Genomic DNA, 26,049 nt, shown 5'->3' with positions numbered 1-26,049 from the left:
TTTTGCCTTAGGACTCGATGCGCAGCATCAATCCGCCTTGGTAAGGCGGATTGGCTTTCGCCGTCTCCATGGCGAAAACACGGAGGCAAAAGACCGTAAGAAAAAACGGCAAGATAAGTCCTAACCCGAACGCAGTCGTAGGTTCGGTTTTGGGCTCTTAGCTTTTTATAGCTATTGTAAGACGGGGCTTTTGAAATATAGAAATCATGATAGCAGCTGGAACATCCTGTGTACAGCCATTTGCCTTAGGACTCGATGCGCCGCATCGATCCGCCTTGCCAAGGCGGGGGACCGAAAGCCGCATGTTGCCTCATTTTAATGAGGCAAGCATGCCCTTTCGGTGGTGGATGAGGAAGGCCAGTGACGTTTCCTTGCGAGCGGTTAGCGAGGCAGATTCGCCCGGAGTTCTGAGGCTGCTTTGGAGCGCAGCGGAAAGCCGAAGAACATGTTTGAGGGCGAATTAAGTTCGGACCCGTTCCCCCGCAGGGGGCGGTTTGGGTCCGGGCGTCATCCCCTATTGGCTCCGGATAAAAAAGACGGCAAGAAAGCACCCATGCGTTACCTATCGTAAATCGTGGAACAATCCTTCATACGGTTACGATAGGTCATGCCCCATTGTTTCCATAGATTTTTCTGTCGAACAGCCAGTGGAGGCCCCTCGTGCAGAAAATCGACGCAATCTGGGCCCCGATTGTCCTCTGTGCAATGAACCCAGATTCGTCCTCATCGTTAATATCGATAAAGAATTAGCAGCCATAGTCTTGGGTCATCTTGTATGCATCGCATTCAGCGGTAACTGCGCCAGTAGGATGCCCAATCTTTCTATATTCCCTTAAGTATGGAGAATGAAATTTTTTTGTGCAATAGCTGATTTACTCAAAATAGGTTGCACTCCTCGAAATTGATTTATATCCACGTGACAAAGGCTATTGCAACGGAAACGGCAGTCCGTTTTGACGCACTCCTGAATAAGGTCCTTCAAACAAAAAATACCCCGTGATTCACTCACGGGGATTTTTTGTGCACTTTTTGTTCACTTTTCAATAGATTTTTCAGCAAAGTCCGCATAAACTATGGATATTTTTCATAAGTTTATTTAATGTCATACATCCCACTCACCCCTTCACGCAGGTTGATGAGAATGTTCTTCAACTGACTGTAATGTTCCAAGAGGACTTTGTGGGTTTCCCGGCCAATCCCGGATTTTTTGTAGCCGCCAAAGGGTGCGCCGGCGGGCAGGTCGTTATAGGTGTTGACCCACATCCGTCCCGTGCGGACGGAACGGGCCACTTTGAGGGCCGTATCGATGTTCTTTGTGAAGACGGCACCGCCTAGACCGTACTCACTGGCGTTTGCAAGGTCAATCACTTCGTCAAGGGTCTTGAATTTCTGGATGACCACAACGGGTCCAAAGATTTCTTCCTGGCAGACGCGGCAGTCATTGGTATGGCTGATGAGGATGGTTGGTTTCATGAAAAAGCCTTTATCACAGCCATTTTCGGTGTAGCGTTCGCCGCCTGTCACAAGTTCTGCCCCTTCTTCCACGCCGATTTTGACATAGTTCAGGACTTTTTCCTGCTGGGAACGATAAATCTGGGCGCCCAGCTGGGTATTCGGGTCTGTCGGATCCCCAATCCGGACATGTTCAAAGGTGTCTTTCAGGTGGCTGACAAATTCATCAAAGATGCCTTCCTGGACAAAGAGACGGGAACCGGCACAGCAGACCTGGCCCTGATTGAAGAGGATGCCCTTGCAGGCACCGTCAATGGCTTGCTTAAGGTCAGCGTCATCAAAAACGATATTCGCCGATTTACCGCCAAGTTCCAAAGTCACAGGAATCAGTTTGTCACAAGCGGCCTGATAGACGCCGTGACCAACTTCTGTGGAACCGGTAAAGGCCAGTTTATCAAGGTCCGGATGATCCAGAAGCCACTGACCGCTGCGGGAACCTTTGCCGGTAATGAGGTTCACGACCCCTTTGGGCAGGACGCCGTCAATGAGGCGGAGCAGTTCCAGCAGGGACAAAGAGGTATGGGAAGACGGCTTAATGACAACCGTATTGCCTGCAGCAAGAGCCGGTGCAAGCTTCCAGCAGGCCATGGTAAAGGGGAAGTTCCAAGGGATGACCTGACCGACGACACCTACAGGTTCATGGAGAACAAGGGACATGGTGTTGTCGTCAAGCATGGTGGCAGAGCCTTCCCATGCGCGCAGGCAGCCGGCAAAATAACGGAAGTGATCCGAGCCTAAAGGAATATCAGCGGCCATGGTCTCACGGATGGGTTTGCCGTTGTCGAGGGTCTCCACAAGGGCCAGCCGTTCCTTATTCTCATCGATGATGTCCGCAATCTTAAGGAGCAGGTTCTGACGCTCAATGGGAGAGGTTTTGGACCAGCTGGGGAGTGCCTCACGGGCCGCCTTGACGGCGCGGTCCACGTCTTGTTTGGTGGCTTCGGCGCACAGAGCCAAGGCTTCCCCATTGGCTGGATTATGGGCGGCAAACGTAGTTCCGTCTGAGGCGGGTACAAATTCACCGTTGATGTACAGACCATATTCTTTTAAAAGATCGACTTTTTGCATCGTTCATGCTCCTTTCAAGTTTGCATCACTATCATAAAAACTACTTTTGATCATTGGATTTGTTAGGTTATCCATCCACCGTTTAACTTGTGTGGATGGATGAACATATTATACTATACCTTTTTGAGTTACAGTTCATTTTTCACAGAAAACCCAACATTTTGTTTTTTAATGCTTTTATAATTTTAAGAATCATTATTATCTATGTTTCCCCAGTTCCTTCCCTTATCAAAAAAACACTGCCTCCGAAGAAGCAGTGTTCGTTCAGTCATGTTCAGTTACTTGCTTTCAAAAAAGACTTTGTAGCCCAGGTAGGTTTCGTACGCATCAGCTTTTGACAGGAGATCGTAGGGAGAATGCATGCTCAGCATGGCGGTTCCGCAGTCAACGACTTCGCAGCCCCAATCAGCCATCATGAAGGCAATGGTTCCGCCGCCGCCCTGGTCCACCTTGCCCAGTTCGCCAATCTGCCACGCTACACCGCCATCATTAAAGATTTGACGGACTTTTTGGATGAATTCGCTGTTGGCGTCATTGCTGCCGGCTTTACCGCGAGCCCCCGTGTATTTGGTCAAGGCAAGGCCATAGCCGCAGAGAGAAGAATTATCTTTCTCCGTTACTTCAGGGAACATGGGATCAAGGCAGCTATTGACGTCGCCAGAGAGCATTTCGCTCTTTTCCATGGTTTCGTAAAAGTCCAGCAGGGCCCCGCTGCCCTGGAGGGCCAGCATCTTCATGACAAACTTCACAAAATAGGAGCTCATCATACCTGTGTTCCCGTAGGACCCAATCTCTTCTTTATCCGTAAAGAGGGCCACTTGGGTCTTGGTCCCCGGTTTGGCGGCAAGCAGGGCTTCCAGGTTGGCGTAGGAGCAGACACGGTCGTCCTGGCCATAGGCCGCTATGAGGGAACGATCAAAGCCGACATCACGGCTTTTCATGGCCGGTACCAATTCGAGTTCAGCCGTCGTGAAATCTTCTTCCGTTATGCCATAGGTCTTTTTGAGGAGATTCAAGATGGCGTCCTTGACTTTCTCCTCTTTTCCAGCATGGGAGCCGATGATGGCCTGAAGCTGTTCCCCAGTCACGCCTTCGGCCATGGTCTTTTTCATCTGGTCCTGGGCCATGTGGATCAACAGGTCCGTAATGTAAAAGACGGGATCATTTTCGTCCATGCCGATATTGACCTCGAGCTTCTTGCCTTTTTGCGTATAGATGACGCCGCACAGGGCCAGGGGAATGCAGGGCCACTGATACTTCTTGATGCCGCCGTAGTAATGGGTACGGAAGTAGACAAGGCCATCCTGCTCATGGACGGGGTTACCTTTAAGGTCAAGGCGCGGTGCGTCAATATGGGAGCCCACAATCTTCAGCCCTTCCTTGACGGGTTCTTTGCCGATCACGGCAAGGATGACTGATTTGCCTTTTTGGTTCCAATAGACCTTATCTCCCTCATGAAGGGCCTTCAGGTCGTAGAGGGGCTTGAATCCCTTTTTTTCGGCCGCTTCTATGATGAAATTGACGGACTGCCGTTCCGTGCGGGCTTTGTCAAGAAAAGCTTTATATTTCTCGCCATAGGCCATTACGGCTTTTTTCTCGCTGTTATTCATGCGCTGCCATACGGATTCGGTTCTGCTGTATGTTGTTTTCATGATGTTCCTCCTCACAATATGATGAGAAAAGTATAACACAGGTTAAGGATGAAGGGAAAGGGATTTGATCTTTGATGGCGCGCTGCTTTCTCAGCCAGGTTGATGCCTGACGCGCAGCTAGCGGCTGATTCCCACCGAAAAGCCTGTTCAATCGGCCTTACCGAAAAGTAGGATTCCTTTTCCTCGCTACGCAAAACGGGTTGCCCTCTCATACAAAAAGACCATGAAGCACCACGCTTCACGGTCTTTTTATCATCGCTTGCGCGATGTTTGTTACCGGTTGGTAAAGACAGGTTTTCTCTTTTCGAGGAAGGCTGCCATGCCTTCTTTTTGGTCGCGCGTAGCAAAGCAGGATCCGAAGACCTGTGCTTCGTAAGCAAGACCGCTGCGCAGGTCCATGTTCATGCCCGTATTGATGGCATTTTTTGCAGATGCAATGGCCATCGGAGCTTTGCTCATGATCTTGCGGAGAATGGCTTCGCATTCTGGGATGAGGTTTTCCTGAGTCGTAATGCGGTTGATGAGACCAATCCGCAGGGCTTCTTCAGCGTCAATCATGGACCCAGTATAAATCATCTCTTTTGCTTCGCCCGTCCCGATAAGGCGGGCCAGACGCTGGGAGCCACCGAATCCCGGAATGATGCCGTAGTTGACTTCCGGCTGACCAAATTTGGCGTTGTCGGAAGCAAAACGGAAATCACAGGCAAGGGCCAGTTCGCAGCCGCCGCCCAGGGCAAATCCGTTGATGGCTGCTACGACAGCAACAGGGATGCGTTCAATGGCGTTAAAGACAGCATGACCAAGGACGGAGAAGCAGCGGGCTTCCGTTACGGTCATTTTGCTCATGGCGCCAAGGTCAGCACCAGCAACAAAGGATTTGGGGCCGGCACCGGTAATGAGGACGGATTTTGTCGCAACGTCAGAAGCCAGGCGATTGAAGCAGTCCTTCATTTCTTCCAGGGTCAGCGTGTCCAGGGCATTCAAGGCTTTCGGACGGTTGATGGTTACCGTCGTGATGCCGTCTTCTGCCGTATTAACAAGCAGGTTCTTGTATTCATACATCCTGTTCACCGCCCATCATTTCTTGTAATCGTAGAATCCTTTGCCGGTCTTGCGTCCCAGATAACCAGCTTCGACCATCTTGCGGAGCAGCGGGCACGGACGGTATTTCGGATCACCAAATTCCTTGTAGAGGACTTCCATGATGGCAAGGACCGTATCGTTGCCGATAAGGTCAGCAAGGGCAAGAGGTCCCATCGGATGGTTGAAGCCGAGTTTGGCAACGGCATCGATGTCTTCCGCGCTGGCAACGCCTTCCATCAGGGTAAAGATGGCTTCGTTCAGCATAGGGATCATGATCCGGTTGCCGACAAATCCAGCAGAATCCTTGACGGCTACAGGGGTCTTATCAAGGGCTGCAGCCAGGTCATACACTTTTTTGAAGGTATCGTCGCTCGTAGCAAGGCCGCGGGTGACTTCCACCAATTTCATGACAGGAGCCGGGTTAAAGAAGTGCATGCCGATGAATTTATCAGCTCTCTTCGTGAACCCGCCAAGCATGGTGATGGAAACGGAAGACGTGTTGCTGGCAATGATGGCATCTTCCGGGCAGAGTTCATCAAGGGTCTGGAAAATGTCTTTTTTGATCTTGACGTTTTCCGTAGCTGCTTCAATGGCCAGATGAACGTTGCAGGTTTCCTTCGTCATCTCAACAACACCGGTGATACGGCCCAGGGTCGCTTTTTTCTCATCTTCGGTGATGCGGCCTTTTTCTACGCTGCGCGTAAGGTTCTTTTCAATATTTTTGATCCCGCGGTCAACAAATTCTTGTTTGATATCGCGGAGTACAACCTCTACACCATGAGCAGCCATGACTTGTGCAATACCGCTGCCCATTTGACCAGCGCCGATAACCATAACTTTCTTTAATTCCATAACTGAATATCTCCTTTTAGGGTAAATTCATGCAGTGGATAGCTGCATGGGAAACAGTGCCGCGAAAGGTTTTGGAAGCAAGCGCAGCTTCCGGGTCCTGTCAGTATACCCACAGCGATCCCTCTGCACCCTCTAATGTGCAGAAAGATATTTACAACTTTTCAGAGAACGATCGATACTTTATATCCCCCGTCCCCATAGGGGGCGAGGGATCAAAGTGTCATCAATCAGCAGGAATGCCGAGCGAGATTATTTCTTCTTTTTGTCGCTCAAGAGATCACGGGAGATGACCATACGCTGAACTTCGTTGGTGCCTTCGTAGATCTGGGTGATCTTAGCGTTACGCATATAGCGTTCAGCCGGATAGTCAACGGTGTAGCCGTAACCACCAAAGATCTGGACAGCATCAGTCGTAACTTCCATGGCAACGTCGGAAGCAAAGCACTTAGCCATAGCAGCGGCTGCAGAGTACGGTTTGCCTTCGTTCTTCAGGTTAGCTGCACGATAAACGAGCAGACGGGCAGCTTCGATCTTCATGGCCATATCAGCCATCTTGAAGCTCAGGGCCTGGAATTTGCAAATGCTGCGGCCGAACTGTTCACGTTCCTTGGAGTATTTCACAGCAGCGTCGAGGGCGCCCTGTGCGATACCCAGAGCCTGCGCGGCAACGCCGATACGGCCGCCGTCCAGGGTCTGCATAGCAATCTTGAAGCCTTCGCCTTCTTTGCCGAGCAGATTTTCTTTAGGAACTTCGCAGTCTTCAAAAATCAATTCAGCTGTCAGGGAGGTGTGACCGCCCATCTTGTCTTCGATCTTGCCGAAGCGGAAGCCAGGCATGCCTTTTTCTACGATGAAAGCGGAAATGCCGTGTACGCCAGCGCTCTTATCGGTCATAGCAAAGATGACATAGGTTTCAGCTTCGCTGCCGTTGGTGATGAAGATCTTGGAGCCGTTCAGGATGTATTTGTCACCCTTCAGAACAGCCGTGGTCTGCTGAGCGGAAGCATCCGTACCAGCGGACGGTTCGGTCAGGCCGAAAGCACCAATGGTGCGGCCTTCGCAGATCGGGGTCAGGTATTTTTGTTTCTGTTCTTCCGTACCGAACATGTAGATCGGCGTTGCGCACAGGGAAACGGAAGCGGAAAGGGTGATACCCGTACCATCATCGACTTTGGACATTTCTTCAACAGCCAGGATGTAGCTGAGAACGTCCATGCCAGCTCCGCCGTATTCTTCAGGGAAGCAGATGCCTTGGAAGCCATTTTCGATCATTTCGTTGATGATCTTGCGGTCCCAAACGTGGTTCTTGTCTCTTTCTTCAATGGTCGGAGCCAGGAATCTTTCTGCAAAGTCAGCAGCCTGCTCCTTAATCATTTGTTGGTCTTCAGTCAGATTAAAATCCATGAATCATTCCCTCTTTCTCCACTTTTTTTAAGTGATTGATGATTATAACATTTCCACAACAGCAGACGTACCCATACCGCCGCCGATGCAGAGCGTTGCCAGGCCAAGCTTCTTGTCGCGGTTTTTCAGTGCGTACAGAAGCGTTACAAGAATGCGGGCGCCGGAAGCCCCAATCGGGTGACCGAGGGCAATGGCACCGCCATTGACGTTGACTTTATCAGGATCGAAGTTCAGCTCACGGCCGACTTCTACGAACTGAGCAGCAAACGCTTCGTTGGCTTCGATGAGGTCAAGGTCCTTGACTTCCAGACCTGCCTTGGAGAGGGCTTTGCGGCTTGCAGGGATAGGCCCAATGCCCATGATGGCAGGATCGACACCGGCAGAAGCATAGGACAGGATCTTCGCCATCGGTTTGATGCCGAGTTCCTGTGCTTTTTCCGCGCTCATGATGACAAGGGCGGCAGCCCCGTCGTTCAGACCGGAAGCGTTGCCAGCCGTGACCGTGCCGCCTTGTTTAAAGGCAGGACGCAGTTTGGCCAGGATTTCCGTCGTGGTTCCTTCACGCGGGAATTCATCCGTATCAAATACGGTCTCGCCCTTTTTGGTTTTGATGGTAACAGGAACGATTTCGTCCTTGAAAGCACCGCTCTTGATGGCCGCAATGGCTCTTTGCTGGGAACGGGCAGAAACTTCGTCCTGGTCTTCACGGGTTACGCCGAATTTTTCAGCGACGTTTTCGGAAGTGATGCCCATGTGATAGTTATTGAACGCATCCCACAGACCATCCTTGATCATGACATCGACGAGTTTGCTGTCGCCCATACGCAGACCCCAACGAGCTTTGCCGCTGGTAACAAAAGGAGCGTTGGACATGCTTTCCATACCGCCGGCAACGACGATGTCGTTATCGCCAGCCAGGATGGACTGAGCAGCCAGTTCCACACATTTCAGGCCGGAACCGCAGACTTTATTGACAGTAAAAGCAGGAACTTCAATAGGCAGGCCAGCTTTGATGGATGCCTGACGAGCAGGGTTTTGGCCCAGTCCAGCTTGGAGGACGTTACCAAAAATGACTTCGTCAACTTTTTCACCAGGGACATTAGCTCTTTTCAGGGCTTCCTTGATGACAATTGCACCGAGTTCAGGGGCAGACAGGGGAAGCAGGCTGCCACCAAATTTGCCGATAGCCGTTCTTACAGCACTTGCAATTACAACTTCGCGCATAACTAAATCATCCCTTCTTCAACAAGTTGTCGGTGACCTTTTCACCGATAAGTGAAGGCCGCCTTAACAGGTAAGGACATATATGAACCAAGGCTCATATTTTCAGGTTTCACTTATGTATTTAATTATACACTAATTATGATTTGAATGGAACGGGAAAACCAAAAATTGTGAAAATTACGAGGAAATCGAAGAAAAAACCTTGAATAGGGCGAAAAAAACAGGCCCCCTCCCCTTCCTTTCCCTGTCTTTTTCCTGCAGGGACTTCTCTTTTTGTCCTTAGTGCAACGTCGTTCCAAGGTGTCTAAAAGGGGCTGTGACGAAATGAGAAGTGCTCATTTTTCACAGTCCCTTTTGGTTTCTTCACGTTTACTTCCAAAGTAAACCTCTTTCGGTTGGAATTCAAGGGCGCGAATTAACGTGAAAAAGTACTCGCCATCTCCGTATCCGCAGGCTCTCCTTTTGGACGCTTTTATCTTTGCAGCCCTAACTAGAACTAGGGCCTGAATTCCGCTGCCTAGTGAAGCTTCAAACCAGCGCTTCCATCCCGCAACAGCCTTGTATAGCTCCTAAACTCATAAAGGGCTATCATCTCTTCCTTCATGGAATAACATATTGCCTGGTTCTCGTGTTCGGCCAAGATATCCTGCAATGCTACTTTTTCCTTGAAATTCATTTTATCTTCATTGGCTAGGAATGACCAGCGGGCCATCTTCAACATACGGCAGCTCTTCTTTTCCTTGGACCTCCGCTCTCAAAAACTGGTTTATCTGCAGCAATTGCATCTTTTAATGCTTCTTGCATATCGTTGTCGTTATCCCTATGCATTTTATTCTCATCAAATCTTGCTGCACCTATTCCTACCCGAATTGAGCCTGCATGCAGCAATAATCATACACAACCGCAGATTAGGTTGGCAAATGGTTCATCAGAATACATTTTCTGACCATGATGGGGTCAACAGTCGGTATATTTCCTTTCACTCCAAATTACTATTTCCTAGCTGCCATCAAAAGGGTCTTCTGGCATAAACAGAGTAAATGATAGCTTACCATTCTGCATTCTTTTGAATCGTATAATGAATAAAGGATATTTTTTCTCCCAACGTATGGTTCAGTCGCTTATATTTTGGAAGAGTTAATGCTCTTTTTCAATCGTGAGTAGTCATTTTGTCCACAAATATACGTGAAAAGCAAAAAAAAGATTGATCTGATGGTAACGGAAACAGGTTACTGGCAGGTCTTTTCGCCAGCCAAAAAGGCGCGGATCCATCCTAACAGATGTCGCTTATGCCGCACTTCCTATTTTTCAGCATAGACGCAAAAGGAGCCCTGAAGAAATGACACGTTCATTTCTTCAGGGCTCCTTTACCGCAGTCCAATCAGCCGCAAGACAAAAAAAATGGCGGCAATGATGATAAAGTATCCCACAAAAGGAAGCATAAGGGAAAGAAAGACGGGGATAAGAAGGACCAAAAAGACGATGATGCCCACGGCAACAAGTCCCAGATGGCCCAAAAGGAAGTTCAGGACCCGCAAGCGGAAAGGTTTTGCTTCTTCCTGGGCCTGTTTTAGGTCATCCTGGTCCATCACGCGATATGTATCCGAATCGGGAACCTGATCGATGGTCACGCCTTCAAAAGCGTCCCGTTCATCTTCCGTCAGGACTTCGGCGGCAATATCGTCATTGGGCGTATGGCAATTGGGACATTCCGCCAAATGATCGGGATATTCCAAACCGCAATGAGAACAGATCATGGTTTCCTCCTACGATAAATTGCTGAACATCATCATATACCCCACTTCCGTCAGATAGCGGGGATCGGATGGTTCCAGGGAAAGGGCGCTGCGGATGGTCTGGTAGGCTTCGGCAATATGATGCTGCGGAAGGCCCAGGGATTCAGAGAAGAAAGGTTTCTTCTGGGCAGCCCGTTTTTCATTGATTTCAAGGAAGTTTTCAAAAATACCGGCGGCCCAGCGTTCCGGCCCAAGGGCAGAAAGGTTGGGATCCGTCTTCAAAAAATCATGCCACAGCCGGCGAGCAAAATAAAACTCCGTAATGCCAAAACCCGCAGCGGCCATGATTTCCTTGACGGCCTGTTCCGACCGGTCCAGCGCGGGGGTCATGCGGGGCGGCTTATAGTCCTTGATGGCCGTCTTATAGGGAAACGCCACAGCGGCAGGATTATTTGACACAAGGGAAACAATCCTGCGGACAAAAAGAGGATTGGCCGCCATGAAGTCACTCCACGTAAGATCAGGGCCCTGAATCAGGAACCAATCCAGACATTGCTGCAGGATGGTATGAAGCTTATTTCTTGAAAGGGGGGACAGGCGGAAACTCTTTTCATAGTTCATGCACAAACTTTGGTTCTGGAAGATATTGCCCAAAATGACGTCCCCCAAGTCATGATGACTTGCCATTTCCGGGGTCATATTGACATAAAAGTGATCCCCCGTCATCAGGTCTTCTGCCAGGCAGCGCGTTTCATCAAGGACCTCACCGAGGACAAATAGACGCAGGCGGGCACGGCTCAGTTCATAGGCAAGGGTTTCGTAATGTGTGCCGCTGTGTTCGGCAAAAAATGAAATGGGCGTATCGGCCGTATCCATGGTCCGATAATTAAAAAGAAAGTAATCCCAGAAGCCTTTCCAGAAGTCCGTTTCTTCCGGTCCTTCAAGGTCCAGGCGGCCTTCGGCATGCCGGTAGAGCCGCATGGCGCGGTCAAGGTCCGGCGTAAAGCGGCTTGTCTGGAAGAACATGTTGATTTCTCCCATGATTTCCTCAAGTCCCACACCGGCATGCAGGAAGATGTTGCCTTCTGGGGGTGGGCCAACCCACGTTTCCCATTCCTCCTCCCCTTTTTGCAGCTGTCCGTGGCATGTCACAATGGCCACGGTCCCATCTTCATTTAAAAGGGTTTTCGCTGCAAGGTGCGGCGCCAGGACGCTCATGAGAACGCCGCGTTCCTTCATAAGGACAAAGAAACGCTCCAGTGTGTCAAGGAACGCCTTGATTGCGTCGTACGTCCCCATGAATTCAACAATATAGCGGCAGGCCCAAATCACGCAGCCTACAAGGATTTCCTCCGTTACATCCTGCATCTCCAACATATCATTTTCCAGATAGATGCAGAAGATGCTGAGATTGTCCCACTCTTTTTGAAGGGCCTTGTCATCCATGCCCTGCCAAGCACATTTGCGGATATAGGTTTCAACGTCATCCCGGGGTATGACCATGTTCCAGCCGTCGTCGTTCGTATAAAAATCGTTGATGTAATCGTAGACGTTATCCATTTGGGATTTCCTAACTGAAATTGATTATTCCATCACCCGTGAAGGACAAAGATCCAAAACGGGGCACTCACTGCAGCGGGGTTTAGGGGCCTTGCAGACCTTACGGCCATGCCAGATGAGCCAGTGATGGGCCTCGCCCCACTTTTCCTTGGGAATCTGCTTTTGCAGGTCATGCTCAGTCTCCAGGGGATCTTTTCCAGCGGAAAGACCCAACCGATGGGAGACACGGAAAACATGGGTGTCAACGGCAATGGCCGGTTTTCCAAAGGCCACACTCAGCATGACATCGGCAGTCTTGCGTCCTACACCGGGAAGACTCAAGAGGGCCTTCATCTCCTGAGGAATCTCGGAATGGAAGTCATCAATAAGTTTTCGGCACGTAGCAAGGATATTGCGTGCTTTGGAATGATAAAGGCCGCAGTCATGGATGAGGGCTTCCATTTGTTCAAGGGTCAGGGCGCCCAGCTTCTCCGGCGTGTTGTACTTTGGAAAAAGGCGCTTTGTAACAATATTGACCCGTTCATCCGTGCACTGAGCAGAAAGGATGACCGCCACCAAGAGTTCAAAAGGGGTGGTATAATGCAGGGCCGTTCCCTGTCCTTTATAGGTTTCTTCAAGACGTTCCAAGATGAGCTTATTGCGTTCTTTCTTGCGCATCAGTTTGTCAGGCTCCTAACTGGGGCTGGAATGCGCCCACCGCGATGGATAAAGGTATCGGGCTTAAAGGTATTGACGGCAATGATAGGCGCATATCCTAACAGGCCGCCAAATTCAACTTTATCGCCCACGCTCTTGCCCGGTACGGGAATGACGCGAACAGCCGTGGTTTTATTATTGATCATGCCAATGGCCGATTCATCTGCAATGATGGCGGAAATGGTTTCTGCCGTCGTATCGCCAGGAATGGCAATCATGTCAAGACCGACGGAGCAGACGCAGGTCATAGCTTCAAGTTTTTCAATGGTGAGGCACCCTTGTTCCACAGCATGGATCATGCCAGCATCTTCACTTACAGGAATGAAGGCACCGGACAGGCCGCCGACATAACTGGAAGCCATGAGGCCGCCTTTTTTGACCGCATCGTTCAGCATGGCAAGGGCCGCTGTCGTACCGGGCGCGCCGCAGCATTCCAGACCAATTTCCTCAAGGATGTGGGCCACGCTGTCACCTACAGCCGGCGTTGGGGCAAGGGACAGGTCAATGATCCCGAATTGGGTTCCCAGCCGTTTGGCCGCTTCTTGGGCCACGAGCTGTCCGACGCGGGTAATCTTGAAAGCTGTTTTCTTGATGGTCTCGGCCACGACACCAATATCGGCCCCACGGCAGCCTTCGAGAGCGTGCTTGACAACACCAGGGCCGGAGACACCGACATTGATGACTGTCTCCGGTTCCGTAACGCCGTGGAAAGCGCCTGCCATAAAGGGATTGTCTTGGACAGGGTTGCAGAAAACAACGAGTTTGGCGCAGCCTAAAGCATCCTGATCACGGGTCAAATCGGCCGTTTTTTTGACAACTTCCCCCATGCGGCGCACGGCATTCATGTTGATGCCGGCCTTGGTGGAGCCAACAGCCACGGAAGAACAGACAATATCCGTTGTGGCCAAGGCTTCTGGAATGGAATCGATCAGGATGGAGTCACCATGGGTGCAGCCTTTTTCCACAAGGGCGCTGAAGCCGCCAATGAAGTTGACGCCAACGGCTTTGGCCGCGTCGTCAAGGGCTTTGGCCAGCGGCACGTAGGTATCGGTCTGGCAGGCTTCACCTACAAGGGAAATAGGCGTTACAGAAATGCGTTTATGGATGATGGGCACACCGAGCTCCGCTTCAAGGTTGGTCCCCACCTTGACCAGGTCCTTGGCGCAGCGTGTAATCTTATCATAGATCTTACGGGCGCAGACAGTTACATCAGGGTCGGCGCAGTCGCGCAGGCTGATGCCCATCGTAATGGTTCGGACGTCCAGGTTATTTTCCGTGATCATCCGGGTTGTTTCAAGGATATCGTTTGTGTTGTACAGCATGGAAACCTCCTCAGCAATCAGATCCGGTGCATAGCCGTAAAGATTTCTTCACTCTGGACGCGGATCTCAAGGCCCAGTTCTTTTCCTAAGGCAGCCGCTTTATCCTTTAGGTCTTCAACACAGATGGTGGCTTTGCTCATGTCACCGATCAGCACCATGTTGAAAAAATCATCCGTAATATTTTGATTGATATTGAGGATATTCACTTGATGTTTAGCCAACAGGTCACTGGCCCGAGCAATGATTCCCACTTTATCAATTCCCACAATCGTCATGACAATGCGCATGGTCTCCCATCCTTCCTTAACTAGAACTAAAATAGAGTTGTTCTTTTATTATACGATAGGAATGAAAACTCTTCAACGGATTCAGAACAATGTTTGAAATTCCTTCATACTTTTTCCCCCATCCCAGAAATCATCCAAAAGGGAAAAAGACAAGAAAATGTGTAAGGTCATACAAGCGCTTACCTGTTTCATTCTTTACAAACATTTTATAAGAAAATAGAGATATCATTCGACAAATAAAGTTCCTTGTGCTATGATAAGGATACCAAAATACAAGGAGGATGTATCATGCAGGAATATAAACCCTTTAAGTCTGGTAAAGTCCGCGAAATCTACGACATTGGTGACAGCCTTATCATGGTGGCTTCCGATCGCATTTCCGCTTTCGACCACATCCTGAAAAACACCATCACCGATAAAGGGGCCGTCCTGACCCGCCTTTCCAAATTCTGGTTTGAATTCACCAAAGATGTCATTCCGAACCATATGCTTTCCGTAGATCCTGCTGATATGCCGGAATTCTTCCGCACACCGGAATTTGCCGGCAAGAGCATGAAATGCCAGAAGCTCGACATGATTCCTGTAGAATGCATCGTCCGTGGGTATATTACCGGCTCCGGCTGGGAATCCTATCAAAAAAATGGAACCGTCTGCGGCATCACCCTGCCGGCAGGCCTGAAAGAATCCCAGAAACTGGCTGAACCCATCTTCACGCCGAGCACCAAGGCAGAACTGGGTGATCATGATGAAAACATCTCCGAAGCCCAGTGTGTGGAATACCTTGAAAAACGCTTCCCCGGCAAAGGGGCTGAATACACAAAAGCCATCAAAGAGGCGACCATTGCCCTTTATAAAAAATGTGCTGATTATGCCTACACGAAGGGCATCATCATTGCCGATACCAAATTTGAATTTGGGCTTGATGAAAATGGTCAGATCGTCCTTGGCGATGAGATGCTGACGCCGGACAGTTCCCGCTTCTGGCCGCTTGCTGGCTACGAAGTTGGAAAGAGCCAGCCCAGCTACGACAAACAGTATGTCCGTGACTGGCTGAAAGCCAATCCTGACAGCAACTATCTCCTGCCCCAGGATGTCATTGATAAGACCATTGAAAAGTATAAAGAAGCCTACGAAAAGATTACGGGTGAAACATTCTAATAAGAAAACTAACGGCACCGCTTGGCGGTGCCGTTTTTTTTAGGAAAAAGCAGCGAAAGCTGTTCCTGAATAAGCTGAATGGATCCTGATTATGGCAAATAGGATGAGGGGCCTGGAAGAACCCTAAAAACGGTCATTTTCCCACCTGTATGGCGCTTCGGCAGTCCTTTTTTTCATCTTGACAAGGCGGATTCTTTCGTTTATCCTATATTTAGTTGAAAGTTCAACTATTAAGGAGGAACCATGAACCTGACCAATGAACTGCTTCGCCATTTGGGCACCATCAGCCGCGTCATCCATTCCCTGATGGATATGAAGTTCCAATCCTATGGACTCAAACGCGGCCAATTTATCTTTTTGACCCGCATCTGTGAAACGCCTGGCCTCTGTCAGACAGACCTGACTGAGCTCGTCAGCGTAGACAAGGGGACAACGGCCAAGGCGGTAAAAAAGCTTGAGGACGCACATCTCATCAGCCGCCGAAAGATAAAGACGGACAAACGGATGTGGCATCTTTATCCAACGGATATCGGAAAGAAACTTTATGAAAAATTGATTGAAGAGGAAAATCGCCAGATTGCAGTGGGTCTTGCGGGGTTTTCCCAGGAAGAGGTCCGGACCCTGCTGGATCTCATGCAGAAATTGAGGACCAATATCCAGATTGATTGGAAAAATCATGAATAAGGAGGCTGGCAGCATGAAACTGGTAAAAGCAGAAAGAACAGATGCCATTCGCATCATGGAAATCATCAACGAGGCCAAGGCTTTTCTAAGGAGTCAGGGCGTCAATCAATGGCAGACGGGATATCCGGCCATGGCGGATATCAACAAGGATTTATCAGACGGCATCGGCTATGTGCTCAAGGATCAGGGACGGATTGTCGGCTATGCCGGCATCGATGCCCGCGGCGAGGCTGCCTATGACACGCTTCAGGGTCACTGGCTCAATGACGAGCCTTATCTTGTCATCCATCGGATGGCTGTCGACTGCACCATCCGCGGCAAGGGCCTTTCCCAGGAAATGTTCAAGGCCTGTGAAAACTTAGCCAGGCGTGAAGGGATTCAAAACATCCGTGTCGATACGGATGAGGACAACAAAATCATGCGCCACATCCTCGAAAAGATGGGGTTCGTCTATACGGGAACAATTTGGTTTGATAATAGCACAAAGATTGCCTTCCAAAAGGTTCTCTGATCATTTAGAGGAAGCTTTTCATCCAAGTTTTCCCCTTTATCCTATCTGACTGCGTCTAAACGGAGGTTTTCTATGCAGGCACCCAGTCACCCCGCTTCGGGGCCCTCTCTATTTTTCTGCGGGTTATCCGCCGTCCTCCTTTATGGCATCAGCGGCGGCATCCGCAGCGATATTGGAATCCTTCTGGAGCCACTCAGGGAAGCTACAGGCCTTTCTTATGGGGGCCTGAGTTTTGCCATTGCGGTCCTGCAGCTTTCCTTTGGTCTTTCGCAGCCTTTTTGGGGGCTCCTTGCAGCTAGGCGTTCCCACCGTTTCGTCCTTCTTAGCGGCGTGGGGCTTTTCCTTCTAGGGTTACTGGGGCTGTCCCTCTTCCGCTCCCTTTGGGGCCTTGTGCTCACCCTTGGTCTATTTCTAGGCTGCGGCGCTGGAGCAATCTCATTTGGTCTGCTTCTTGAAACCGTCATTTTCGCCGTAGGACCTCAAAAAGGGGCCCTCATTTCGGGCTTTATCAATGCTGCAGCCGGCCTGGGCTCAACCTTTTTTTCCCCGCTTCTTTCCAGGCTTTCCCTTGTAGGCGGAATCCTGACAGTCTCTGTTGTGCTCAGTCTGATCATGATTGGAACCCTTCCCTTTCTTTTTTATTTGACGCAGCCCCTAAAAAGAACGGATCTTCAGGAAAAAGGTCCTGTTCCCGAAGCTTCTTTTAGCCTCCTCCTTCAAGGAGCCCTAAAGCGGCCGGAATTTCGATATCTATTGGGAGCATTTACTACTTGCGGCTTTCATATGGCGCTGATTGAAGCCCATCTTTTCTCACAGCTGCTCTCCTATGGTCTTCAAAGGCCACGCGCCGCCCACGCCTTTGCAGCCTATGGTCTGTCAACAGTCATTGGTGCGCTGATTTCCGGATATTTGTCCGGCCATGTTTCCAAAAACCGTCTTCTGACCATTTACTATGGCTTCCGTGCGGGTTTGACAGCCATATATCTCTTTTTCCTGCCAAAAACTTTCCTGTCGGCCCTTTTCTTTTGCATAGGTCTCGGCATGTCCGGCGGGGCCACAGTTACGCCGACGTCAGGAATCGTCACGGAGCGTTTTCCTCTTGCCCAATCGGCAGCACTTGTGGGACTCCTTTTTTTAGGGCATCAGCTAGGCGCCTTTCTCAGTGCATTTTTGGGCGGCATGACCGTGGCTGCAACAGGAAGCTATCAAGGCATCTGGGGAATCGATATCGTGTTTTGTCTTCTGGCGTCCTATCTAAGTGCCAAGATTTTGCCTCATCAACAAGGGAAATAGATTGGATCCAATTGTAAATCATAAATCAAAAAGGTCCCATATGGGGCCTCTTTTTTATGCACTCCCAAATAGAGCATTTCTCATAGAATAAAATAGAAGTTTTCCCGTCCCCTACGCGCCCAAAATCTTGACAAGCTCTTTCCATGCAGTACAATAAGACAGGATTACAACGTATTTTCTGATTCATAAGGAGGATTTCATTTGTCAAAAGATCGTTTATGGACACCTCAATTCATGACTATGGGGGGAGGGAATTTCTTTTATTTTCTATCCCAATATCTGCTGGTTGCGGCCATGCCGTTATACATCCTGGAAGAACTTCATGGAAACGAAAGGGACGCGGGCCTTGCCATGACGTATTTTCAGCTGGGGACCGTTTTATGCCGTCCGTTTGCAGGAAAGATCATTGATTCCTTGAACAAACACAGGCTGCTCGTGGCGGGATCATGTGCGTTCCTTCTCATCATGACGGCCTTTTTCTTTTTACGAACCTTGCCGGCCGTCTTTGGACTGCGCTTCCTACACGGTGCAATTTTTGGCGTCACATCGACGGCGGCTGCTGCCGTAGCAGCTCTTGTCCTGCCGCTTTCACGCAAAGGGGAAGGCATCGGTTACTTTGCCCTTTCAACCAATCTTGCCATGGTTGTAGGCCCACTCGTTGGACTTCTTCTCATGCAGTATTGGGGACCATCCGCAGTCTTTTTCTTTTTGATCCTCGGGGCTCTTTTTACGCTGATTGCTATGATCTGCAACGCGCTGCCGTCCTCTGTGACCCGTCCCAGTGCCTCCTTCCGCTCTTTTTCAGTAACAGATCTCATTGAACCCCGCTCCGTCATCCCTTCTTTATTTGGGGGCTTGGTCTTTTTTTCCTATGGCGGTATGCTCACCTTTATCCCGCTTTATGCCAGAAGCCTTGGACTGGCTTCTGTAACAAGTCTCTTTTTTGTTGTCTTTGCCCTCATCATCATCGTCACACGGCCGGTCATTGGACATCTTTTTGATACAAAGGGCCCGGATTATATCGTTTATCCGGGGTTCATCGTCTTTCTTCTGGGATTCATCCTTTTTGCATCCATTTCAAGTCTCACGGGGCTGCTGCTTTCAGGAGCCGTGCTGGGACTTGGTTTTGGGGCCCTCTCACCGGCTTTTCAGACCCTTGCCGTGACCATGGCACCGCCCTCCCGGGCCGGGGTCGCCACAGCCACTTATTTTTGGGCTCTTGACATCAGTGTCGGCCTAGCGGCCTATTTACTGGGACTTGCGGCGGCTGAATGGGGCTATGCCATGATGTATGGCGTCATTTGTCCTGCCGTACTTGTCGGGGCTGCTGTCTTGTATCTTGTCTGGAGACGCAGGGAAAACTGATGAAAGAACCCGAAATAAGCTCATTTTTCCACCTTTATGCATCGCTTTCTACCCTATCATGAGTCTATGACAAAGGCCCAACAGCCAATATTGGCTGTTGGGCCTTTGCGCAAAAGAAAGAAAAACCATGACGAAACTTTTCCAAATTGCCTTGCCAAGGCGGGATGGCTTCTGCCGTCTGGAAGCAGAAAATCTTAACTGGCAGGCAGGGATTCACGGGCCTGACGCAGACCCGTTTCCCCATAGCGGATAAAGATGGCGTCAAGCTGGGCAATCATCTTATCCTTTTCTTCAGGAATCCTCCCATAGATAGGGGTGATGATGGCGGCATTTGTCGCGTCAATCAGCGTCGGATTCTTAAGGCGCGTCAGGAATTCCTTCAGTTCCAAAACGCGTTCTTCTTCTGTTGCCTCCTTGAATACACCGCTTCTCACGTCCTTCATGAGCGGCGTATCGGGTAATAGGGTGAGTCCTGCAATAAGGATCCTGTCAGGGTGCAGCTGATTGAGGATGTCAGCACTCTTTTGGGCGTGTCCGAGACCGTAGCCGCGCCCCCCAATCCGCTGAGGAAAACTACTTCATATGGAAGGCCCGCTTCATCCATCTTGCAGCCCGCTTCGATGATTTCTTCCGATGTGCAGCCCTTATTGACAAAGGAAAGGACTTCATCGTCCCCGCTCTCGATACCGATCATGATTTCATCAAGTCCATGGGCCTTGATTTTGCAAATCTCTTCGACGCTTTTGTGCTTAAAATCAGAAATGATGGCATACGCGGAAATCCGCGCCTTCGGGTAATAGGTCCGCATGAGATCCCAGACAGCAATCTGCTTTTCCGTGCTGAGAGCAAAGGGATTACCGCCGGACGCCCAGATTTTTCTTGCTTCAGGCCATTTCTCCTTTGCTTCTTTGAGATCGGCCTCAATTTGGGATAAAGGCGCTACCATAAAGGGTGTATCGTGATAGAAATTGCAGAACGTACGGGCATTATGCGTTGAGCCTGCTGTGACTTCGATAAAAAGACTGTCCGCATCTATTGGCGGGCGAATGACAGGGCCATGAAAATGCCTAAAAGTGTCCCCTTTTAAATCTATATATCGCTTATTTTCGATATATTAGGGTAAAAAATAAACTGCCTGCGAGGACAGTTTACATGGTCTTGCTCTTTTTCCTCCTTTATAGTTCTGTCTTGATAAACTCGGCTAAGGCTTGGATATTCGTTTCATTTCTTCGGTAATAGGTCCACTTTCCAAAACGGGCAGACTCCAAAAGGCCTGAACGCTGCATCAGATCGAGGTAATGGGAAACAGTCGATTGGGAAATACCCAGCTTTTCTTGGATGCTTCCAACACAGACAGCGTTCTCGAAGCTGTCTCCTTCGGGGATATGAAGACCCTGAGGAGGAAAATGGGCAAAGGGGTCTTTCAGCCAGGTGAGGATCTGGAGCCGTATGGGATTGGAAAGGGCTTTAAAAAGTTCTACCTGATTCATGGTTTTATGATATCTATAATTTTCGATTTATCAATACATTTTTGACACAAGAATCAGGTCGAGCCTTTGATCCTTTCTCCTTTCTAAAAAAGCAGTTCCCCTAAAGCCATAAGGACTTCGTGGAAACTGCTTTGCTCTTTCTTTAGATGTACTTTCCTGTTTTACTTTCCTTGCATTGGGCCACTTCTCCCGGCGTACCGCACGTAACGATGGTGCCGCCTTCTGCCCCACCGCCGGGACCCATGTCGATGAGATAGTCGGCATTGCGGATGACGTCGAGGTCATGCTCAATAACAACAACGGTCGCTCCTTGCGAAACAAGCTCATCAAAGACGTGAAGGAGTGTCTCCGTATCAAGGGGATGAAGGCCGATGGTCGGTTCATCAAAGACAAAGATTGTATCTTCCTGCCCCTTTCCCATGTCGCTGGCAAGTTTCAGCCGCTGCGCTTCACCGCCGGAAAGGCGGGGCGTTGCTTCTTTCAGCGTCAGATACCCCAGGCCCAAGTCTTTCAGGATGCGCAGTTTTTCCGAGACCTTCTTGAGCCCCTTGGCAGCCTCAAGGGCATCATCGATATCCATAGCCATGAGTTCCGGCAAGGAATATGCCGCGTTGCTTTTCTGCATCTTCTTTTTCACAAGGTCCGCTTCTTTTCGGTACCTCGTTCCATGACACTCCGGACAGGTAATGATCACATCAGGCAGGAACTGGACGTCAAGGTTGATTTCCCCCGTGCCATCGCAGAGCGGGCAGCGCAGGCTCCCCGTATTATAGGAAAAGTCCCCTGCTTTAAGGCCCTGTGCCTTTGCCTCCGGCAGGCGGCCGTAGACTTTGCGCAGTTCATCATGGACATCGGCGTACGTTGCCACCGTAGAGCGGACATTGATTCCTATGGGCGATGCGTCGATGAGTTTAATCCCGTGAATGCCTGACGCGTCAAGACGTGTCACATGGGGCGGAAGTGCCTCCCCTTTCGTTTGGGCAAGGACGGCCGGGATGAGACTTTCAAGAACCATGGTTGTCTTGCCTGAGCCGGAAACACCGGTGACCACCGTAAGACGGCCTTTGGGAAGGGTCACACTGAGGGGTTTTACGGTATGGATTCCACTTGTTTCCATATGGATGGTGCCCTTTTCAAAAAGTGCTTTTTTCCCGCAGGCATCACGGACTAAGTGGTGACCGCCTTTTTGAAGGAAAGGGCCAATCTTTGAAGTGTGACGCTTTGCCGTATCAGCCACAGTCCCCGTTCCGATGACGCGACCTCCTTTGGAGCCGGCGCCGGGCCCCATTTCAATGAGCCAATCACACGTAGACAGGACCTGCGTATCATGGTCTACAAGAACGATGGAGTTTCCGTCGCGGATAAGGTCCTGCATGACACCCATGAGGCCTTTGAGATTTTCCGGATGAAGACCAATGGATGGCTCATCAAGGATATAGAGGACACCCGTCGTTCGGTTCCGTACAGCCCGAGCCAGCTGCATCCGCTGCCTCTCTCCGTTTGATAAGGTCGCAGCTTCCCGGTCCAAGGTCAGATAAGAAAGGCCCAGATCCATAAGACGCTTGGCGTTTTCGAGAAAAGCATCGCAAATGCTTTGGGCCATGGGGCGCATGGTTTCAGGAAGACTTTCGGGAACTCCTTTGACCCACAAGACGAGGTCCTTCAAGGTCATATGCGTCGCGTCAGCAAGGGAGATCCCGCGCACTTTCGGGGCCCGCGCCTTTTCGGAAAGACGGGTGCCATGGCACTCCGGGCAGGTTTCCTGGGTCAGGAAGCGTTCGACTTTCTTCATGCCCTTTTCGTCCTTTACTTTGGCAAGCGCATTTTCGACGGTATAGATGGCATTATAGTACGTGAAGTCAAGTTCACCGGCAACGTTCGTACTTTTAGCCTTGTAAAAAATATGTTTCTTCACGGCAGGACCATGATAGACGATGTCCTTTTCCTTTGCTGTAAGATCCTTAAAAGGAACATCGGTCCGCACGCCCATGGCGCGGGCAACCTCCTTCATCAGGGACCACATCAGGGTCTGCCAAGGAAGGACGGCCCCTTCATCAATGGTTAAGGTCTCGTCAGGGACGAGGGCATCCACATTGACGGTCTTGACCTTTCCCGTCCCCTCACAGCGCGGGCAGGCGCCTTGGCTGTTGAAAGACAGTTCTTCTGCAGAGGGAGCGTAAAAATGGGCTCCGCAGGTCGGGCAGATAAGTTCTTTTTCCGCCGCGACGGCAAGGGACGGTGGGACCTCATGACCGTTTGGGCAGCGGTGCACCGCAAGACGGGAAAAAAGGAGACGCAGACTACTAAGAAGCTCCGTTCCTGTCCCAAAGGTACTGCGCATGCCAGGAACACCGGGACGCTGGTGCATGGCAAGGGCAGCCGGAACGTAAAGGACTTCATCTACGTCCGCCTTGGGGGAAAAACTCATGCGCCGCCTTGTGTACGTCGACAGGGAATCGAGGTAGCGCCGGGACCCTTCCGCATAGAGGACGCCTAAGGCAAGGGATGATTTGCCCGATCCCGACACACCGGCAATGCCGACAATTTTTCCAAGAGGAATATCGACATCAATATTTTTAAGATTATGGACCCGCGCACCGCGGACCTTGATGGCTTCTTTCATGATTCCATCCCTTTTCTTTCCAGTCTCATTTTCTGCTCTGTTTCCTAAAGGCCAAACGCCCTGTCGTAGACAATGGTCCCTGCAAGCGGAGCCGCATCAGGAATGAGCTTTATGGCCATAAAATATTCTTTAGGAAAAGCTGCTGGCGGCGTAATTCCCCATTTTTCTGCCGCTTCATAACCCAACCGGCCATAAAATGCAGGATCCCCCAAAACGGCTGCATAAGCAAATCCCGCCTTTGCGGCAAGCGTATGACCTTTTTTTACAAGAGCGGTCCCAATCCCGCTTTTTTGAAAACAAGGCTTCACAGCAAGGGGCGCCAAGGCAAGGATGGCTTCTTGGGAAACCCTTGCTTTTGTAAAAAGGATAAACCCTGCGGGCTTAGAGCTTCCCGTTCAGCCATAAGGGCTAAGTCTGGGAGAAAGGCAGGCCCTTGCCGCAGCCGGGCCACAAGCGCTGCTTCCGTCCCATCCGAATAAGAAGCCGTGGCAAAAGCCTGCTTTACTAGGTCCTCAATAGCAGTCCAGTCTTGTTCCTGTACCTTTCGAATCAGATCCATCATCAATCCTCCCTACCTTGTTGGAGTATCTTTCTGCTCCCTGCCTTTTATTTCATTAGGAAGGAAGCCTAGTCGGCTCAAAAAAGGCGTCGAGATCCCTCACGATGGCGCCGTCAATTTTTCCTTTACAGGCTAGTTCCCTCATGATGGCAATGGTCTTTTCATGTGAGAATCCCTCTTTATACGGCCTTTTTTCCGTCAGGGCCTGATAAATATCGAGACAGGCCATGAGGCGGTCTTCAAAGGAAAGTTCCTTGCTGCAAAGGCCCTTTACGTAACCGCTTCCATCCAGTTTCTCATGATGGAAAGAGGCCCAGTCCCGGATATCTTCAAACCCAGGGATTTCATCAAGGACTTCATAGGTCCAGCGGACATGGTTCTTCATGATTTGGAACTCTTCTGCAGTCAACGGCCCTGCTTTTTCAAGGATGGAAGAAGGCACCTGCAATTTTCCATAATCATGGAGGCTCGCCGCCAGAAGAAAACGTTCCTGCTTTTCTTCATTCCATCCATATTTTTGGGCCATGGCAAGGGCCTTCATGGCAATTCCGTGAGAATGGTCCTTCGTAAAGGAGGACTTATTATCGACAATCCGCTCAAAAAACCGGGTGATGGTAAGCATATCTTTTAGGCTGTACTCACAGGCATGGCTTGGTACGACCGATTTGAGGAGCCTATTTAGAGGAATCTCCTGGAGTTTTTGTACAGCCTCATAGGTCAGGTTCTTTTCAAGAAGGACCAAGGCATCATGGGAAAATTCGATATGTTCGAGCCCAAGCAGATCACGGACCATCTCCCTAAATCCGCTTTCCGACAGGGACAATAAATCGTAACGGATATCCATGCGGTCAGCAAGGTAGAGTACTTGGGCCCGCTTGTCAATGGCATCTTCCCTAAGCCCCATGGGGCCTGTTCCATTGGCCCATTCGTGGTGCATCATGACAACCCCTTTGATTTGGGAATAAAAAGGCATATCCTGCAAAAGGTCCTCCCCTTTTTGGGCATGGATACTGGCGTCATCTACAACCCGACCATTGGAAAAAGTGCCGCTGAAGGGTTTCCTATTTCGGGCAGCATCACGCATTTCCCGAATGGTCTCTACAGACCCGCAGTCATGGAGCAAAGCAGCAAGGACAAAGGCCAGCCGCTCATCAGGGGACCACGGAAGGCTGCGCGTCATCAGGTAGGACAGATAGGCAACTCGCTTACCATGTCCGACCGTGGCGCCGACAAGGTCATGTTCCTCCCGGTCAAGGGCCTCAATCATGGGTAGGAAAAAATAGAGAGGATCAAGTTTCACAATAAGTCCTTTCTGTCAGCTGAGAGGGCATTTTTTTGAAGAAATGACCAAAGAGCCCTGCAGCCAGCCACAATATCACGATAGCTTGCTTCAAAGTCCCGGGTATACCAAGGATCGGCTACATCCCGGGGATGATCCGTATAATCAAGGAGCAGCGATAGTTTATGGTCCCTATCCCCACCACAGATGCGCCGCATGTCATGGAGATTTTCCGCGTCCATGCCGATGAGATGATCATAGAAAGCATAATCAGCCCGCCTCAACAGGACTGCCCGCTTTCCTACAGGGTCAATGCCATGACGCAGGAGTGTCTCCCGAGCCGGCGGATAGACAGGATTTCCTACACCGCCAACAATTTCATCCGTCGTCGTTGCCGCGGAAGCAATGAGGAAATCTGCCTCCTGACCGGCCTTTTTGGCTATATCCCTAAAAACAAACTCCGCAACGGGGCTTCTACAAATATTGCCATGGCACACAAACAGGATTTTTAGAGCCATTTTGAAAGTCCTCCTGAGGATACGAAAGGCCACGTAAAGCCGCATGATGCGGTCTTCCCCCAAAATTGGTCATTTTCGGGAACTTTGCATATGGTTGCCTTTCGTGGCATAAATTAGCCGCCTTTAGTAGTAAAAATGGTAGTAAAACGGGCTTTCCGTACTACCGTAATATT

The 26,049-nt window shown here is 50.1% G+C and carries 23 protein-coding genes and 1 pseudogene; 5 read left to right on the top strand and 19 right to left on the bottom strand.

What is annotated here, in order from left to right; all coding sequences use genetic code 11:
* Positions 1-1,092: 1,092 nt before the first annotated feature.
* The 12 genes and pseudogenes from HMPREF1246_RS04010 to HMPREF1246_RS03955 form a co-directional block, all read right to left on the bottom strand.
* The gene (locus tag HMPREF1246_RS04010) at positions 1,093-2,580 is read right to left on the bottom strand and encodes an aldehyde dehydrogenase family protein (protein ID WP_021736758.1); all 1,488 of its coding nucleotides are present in this window, start codon (positions 2,578-2,580) and stop codon (positions 1,093-1,095) included.
* A gap of 278 nt (positions 2,581-2,858) precedes the next feature.
* Positions 2,859-4,232: an aminopeptidase gene (locus tag HMPREF1246_RS04005; protein ID WP_021736751.1), complete on the bottom strand. Its 1,374-nt coding sequence runs from the start codon at positions 4,230-4,232 to the stop codon at positions 2,859-2,861.
* 273 nt (positions 4,233-4,505) lie between these two features.
* On the bottom strand, positions 4,506-5,294 hold the full coding sequence (locus tag HMPREF1246_RS04000; RefSeq protein ID WP_009016124.1) for an enoyl-CoA hydratase-related protein: 789 nt from the start codon (positions 5,292-5,294) through the stop codon (positions 4,506-4,508).
* Between the two features lie 15 nt (positions 5,295-5,309).
* Positions 5,310-6,167, bottom strand: coding sequence for a 3-hydroxybutyryl-CoA dehydrogenase (locus HMPREF1246_RS03995; RefSeq protein ID WP_009016123.1), 858 nt, complete (start codon positions 6,165-6,167; stop codon positions 5,310-5,312).
* Positions 6,168-6,416: 249 nt separating this feature from the next.
* The gene (locus tag HMPREF1246_RS03990) at positions 6,417-7,571 is read right to left on the bottom strand and encodes an acyl-CoA dehydrogenase (RefSeq protein WP_009016122.1); all 1,155 of its coding nucleotides are present in this window, start codon (positions 7,569-7,571) and stop codon (positions 6,417-6,419) included.
* Positions 7,572-7,613: 42 nt separating this feature from the next.
* The gene (locus tag HMPREF1246_RS03985) at positions 7,614-8,795 is read right to left on the bottom strand and encodes an acetyl-CoA C-acetyltransferase (protein WP_009016121.1); all 1,182 of its coding nucleotides are present in this window, start codon (positions 8,793-8,795) and stop codon (positions 7,614-7,616) included.
* 517 nt (positions 8,796-9,312) lie between these two features.
* Positions 9,313-9,531 (bottom strand): annotated as a pseudogene (locus HMPREF1246_RS03980) (transposase); the annotation flags it as partial.
* Positions 9,532-10,162: 631 nt separating this feature from the next.
* On the bottom strand, positions 10,163-10,552 hold the full coding sequence (locus tag HMPREF1246_RS03975; RefSeq protein ID WP_009016113.1) for a hypothetical protein: 390 nt from the start codon (positions 10,550-10,552) through the stop codon (positions 10,163-10,165).
* Between the two features lie 9 nt (positions 10,553-10,561).
* Positions 10,562-12,091 (bottom strand): hypothetical protein, encoded by a 1,530-nt coding sequence (locus HMPREF1246_RS03970; RefSeq protein WP_009016112.1) that lies wholly within the window; start codon positions 12,089-12,091, stop codon positions 10,562-10,564.
* A 24-nt stretch (positions 12,092-12,115) separates the two neighbouring features.
* Positions 12,116-12,748: an endonuclease III gene (gene nth / locus HMPREF1246_RS03965; RefSeq protein ID WP_021736750.1), complete on the bottom strand. Its 633-nt coding sequence runs from the start codon at positions 12,746-12,748 to the stop codon at positions 12,116-12,118.
* Positions 12,748-14,109, bottom strand: coding sequence for a PFL family protein (locus HMPREF1246_RS03960; protein ID WP_021736770.1), 1,362 nt, complete (start codon positions 14,107-14,109; stop codon positions 12,748-12,750). Before HMPREF1246_RS03960 ends, nth begins: the two co-directional genes overlap by 1 nt.
* Positions 14,110-14,126: 17 nt before the next feature.
* On the bottom strand, positions 14,127-14,396 hold the full coding sequence (locus tag HMPREF1246_RS03955; RefSeq protein WP_009016109.1) for an ACT domain-containing protein: 270 nt from the start codon (positions 14,394-14,396) through the stop codon (positions 14,127-14,129).
* 288 nt (positions 14,397-14,684) lie between these two features.
* Here HMPREF1246_RS03955 and HMPREF1246_RS03950 point away from each other — a divergent pair, with 288 nt between their 5' ends.
* From HMPREF1246_RS03950 to HMPREF1246_RS03930, 5 genes are all read left to right on the top strand, one after another.
* The gene (locus tag HMPREF1246_RS03950) at positions 14,685-15,554 is read left to right on the top strand and encodes a phosphoribosylaminoimidazolesuccinocarboxamide synthase (protein WP_009015501.1); all 870 of its coding nucleotides are present in this window, start codon (positions 14,685-14,687) and stop codon (positions 15,552-15,554) included.
* A gap of 243 nt (positions 15,555-15,797) precedes the next feature.
* Positions 15,798-16,238 (top strand): MarR family winged helix-turn-helix transcriptional regulator, encoded by a 441-nt coding sequence (locus tag HMPREF1246_RS03945; protein ID WP_009015502.1) that lies wholly within the window; start codon positions 15,798-15,800, stop codon positions 16,236-16,238.
* 13 nt (positions 16,239-16,251) lie between these two features.
* The gene (locus tag HMPREF1246_RS03940; protein ID WP_016459668.1) at positions 16,252-16,749 is read left to right on the top strand and encodes a GNAT family N-acetyltransferase; all 498 of its coding nucleotides are present in this window, start codon (positions 16,252-16,254) and stop codon (positions 16,747-16,749) included.
* 72 nt (positions 16,750-16,821) lie between these two features.
* Positions 16,822-18,042 carry an MFS transporter gene (locus HMPREF1246_RS03935; protein ID WP_021736752.1) on the top strand — a complete coding sequence of 407 codons (1,221 nt, stop codon included), beginning with the start codon at positions 16,822-16,824 and terminating at the stop codon, positions 18,040-18,042.
* 201 nt (positions 18,043-18,243) lie between these two features.
* On the top strand, positions 18,244-19,407 hold the full coding sequence (locus HMPREF1246_RS03930; RefSeq protein WP_016459669.1) for an MFS transporter: 1,164 nt from the start codon (positions 18,244-18,246) through the stop codon (positions 19,405-19,407).
* Positions 19,408-19,601: 194 nt separating this feature from the next.
* Here HMPREF1246_RS03930 and HMPREF1246_RS10785 read toward each other — a convergent pair whose 3' ends face one another.
* The 7 genes from HMPREF1246_RS10785 to HMPREF1246_RS03895 all read right to left on the bottom strand — a co-directional run bounded on the left by HMPREF1246_RS10785 (position 19,602) and on the right by HMPREF1246_RS03895 (position 25,876).
* On the bottom strand, positions 19,602-19,850 hold the full coding sequence (locus HMPREF1246_RS10785) for a hypothetical protein (protein ID WP_021736771.1): 249 nt from the start codon (positions 19,848-19,850) through the stop codon (positions 19,602-19,604).
* On the bottom strand, positions 19,847-20,422 hold the full coding sequence (locus HMPREF1246_RS10400) for a radical SAM protein (protein ID WP_255345414.1): 576 nt from the start codon (positions 20,420-20,422) through the stop codon (positions 19,847-19,849). The genes HMPREF1246_RS10785 and HMPREF1246_RS10400 overlap by 4 nt, the downstream gene beginning before the upstream one ends.
* Positions 20,423-20,582: 160 nt before the next feature.
* Positions 20,583-20,897 (bottom strand): helix-turn-helix transcriptional regulator, encoded by a 315-nt coding sequence (locus HMPREF1246_RS03915; RefSeq protein WP_021736749.1) that lies wholly within the window; start codon positions 20,895-20,897, stop codon positions 20,583-20,585.
* Between the two features lie 142 nt (positions 20,898-21,039).
* Positions 21,040-23,520, bottom strand: a complete 2,481-nt coding sequence (locus HMPREF1246_RS03910) for an ATP-binding cassette domain-containing protein (RefSeq protein ID WP_021736760.1) — start codon at positions 23,518-23,520, stop codon at positions 21,040-21,042.
* Positions 23,521-23,564: 44 nt separating this feature from the next.
* A complete protein-coding gene (locus HMPREF1246_RS10780) occupies positions 23,565-23,843 on the bottom strand; it encodes a GNAT family N-acetyltransferase (RefSeq protein WP_021736753.1) in 279 nt (92 codons plus the stop codon).
* Between the two features lie 291 nt (positions 23,844-24,134).
* Entirely contained in the window at positions 24,135-25,379 is a 1,245-nt protein-coding gene (locus HMPREF1246_RS03900) for an HD-GYP domain-containing protein (RefSeq protein ID WP_021736747.1), read from the bottom strand.
* Entirely contained in the window at positions 25,376-25,876 is a 501-nt protein-coding gene (locus tag HMPREF1246_RS03895; protein ID WP_021736762.1) for a low molecular weight protein-tyrosine-phosphatase, read from the bottom strand. The genes HMPREF1246_RS03900 and HMPREF1246_RS03895 overlap by 4 nt, the downstream gene beginning before the upstream one ends.
* Between the last annotated feature and the right edge of the window lie 173 nt (positions 25,877-26,049).

The sequence above is a fragment of the Acidaminococcus sp. BV3L6 genome, assembly GCF_000468835.1.
Taxonomy (GTDB): Bacteria; Bacillota; Negativicutes; order Acidaminococcales; family Acidaminococcaceae; genus Acidaminococcus; species Acidaminococcus intestini.
Note: the sequence above shows the minus strand (reverse complement) of the source record. Positions and strands in the feature narration are given on the sequence as shown.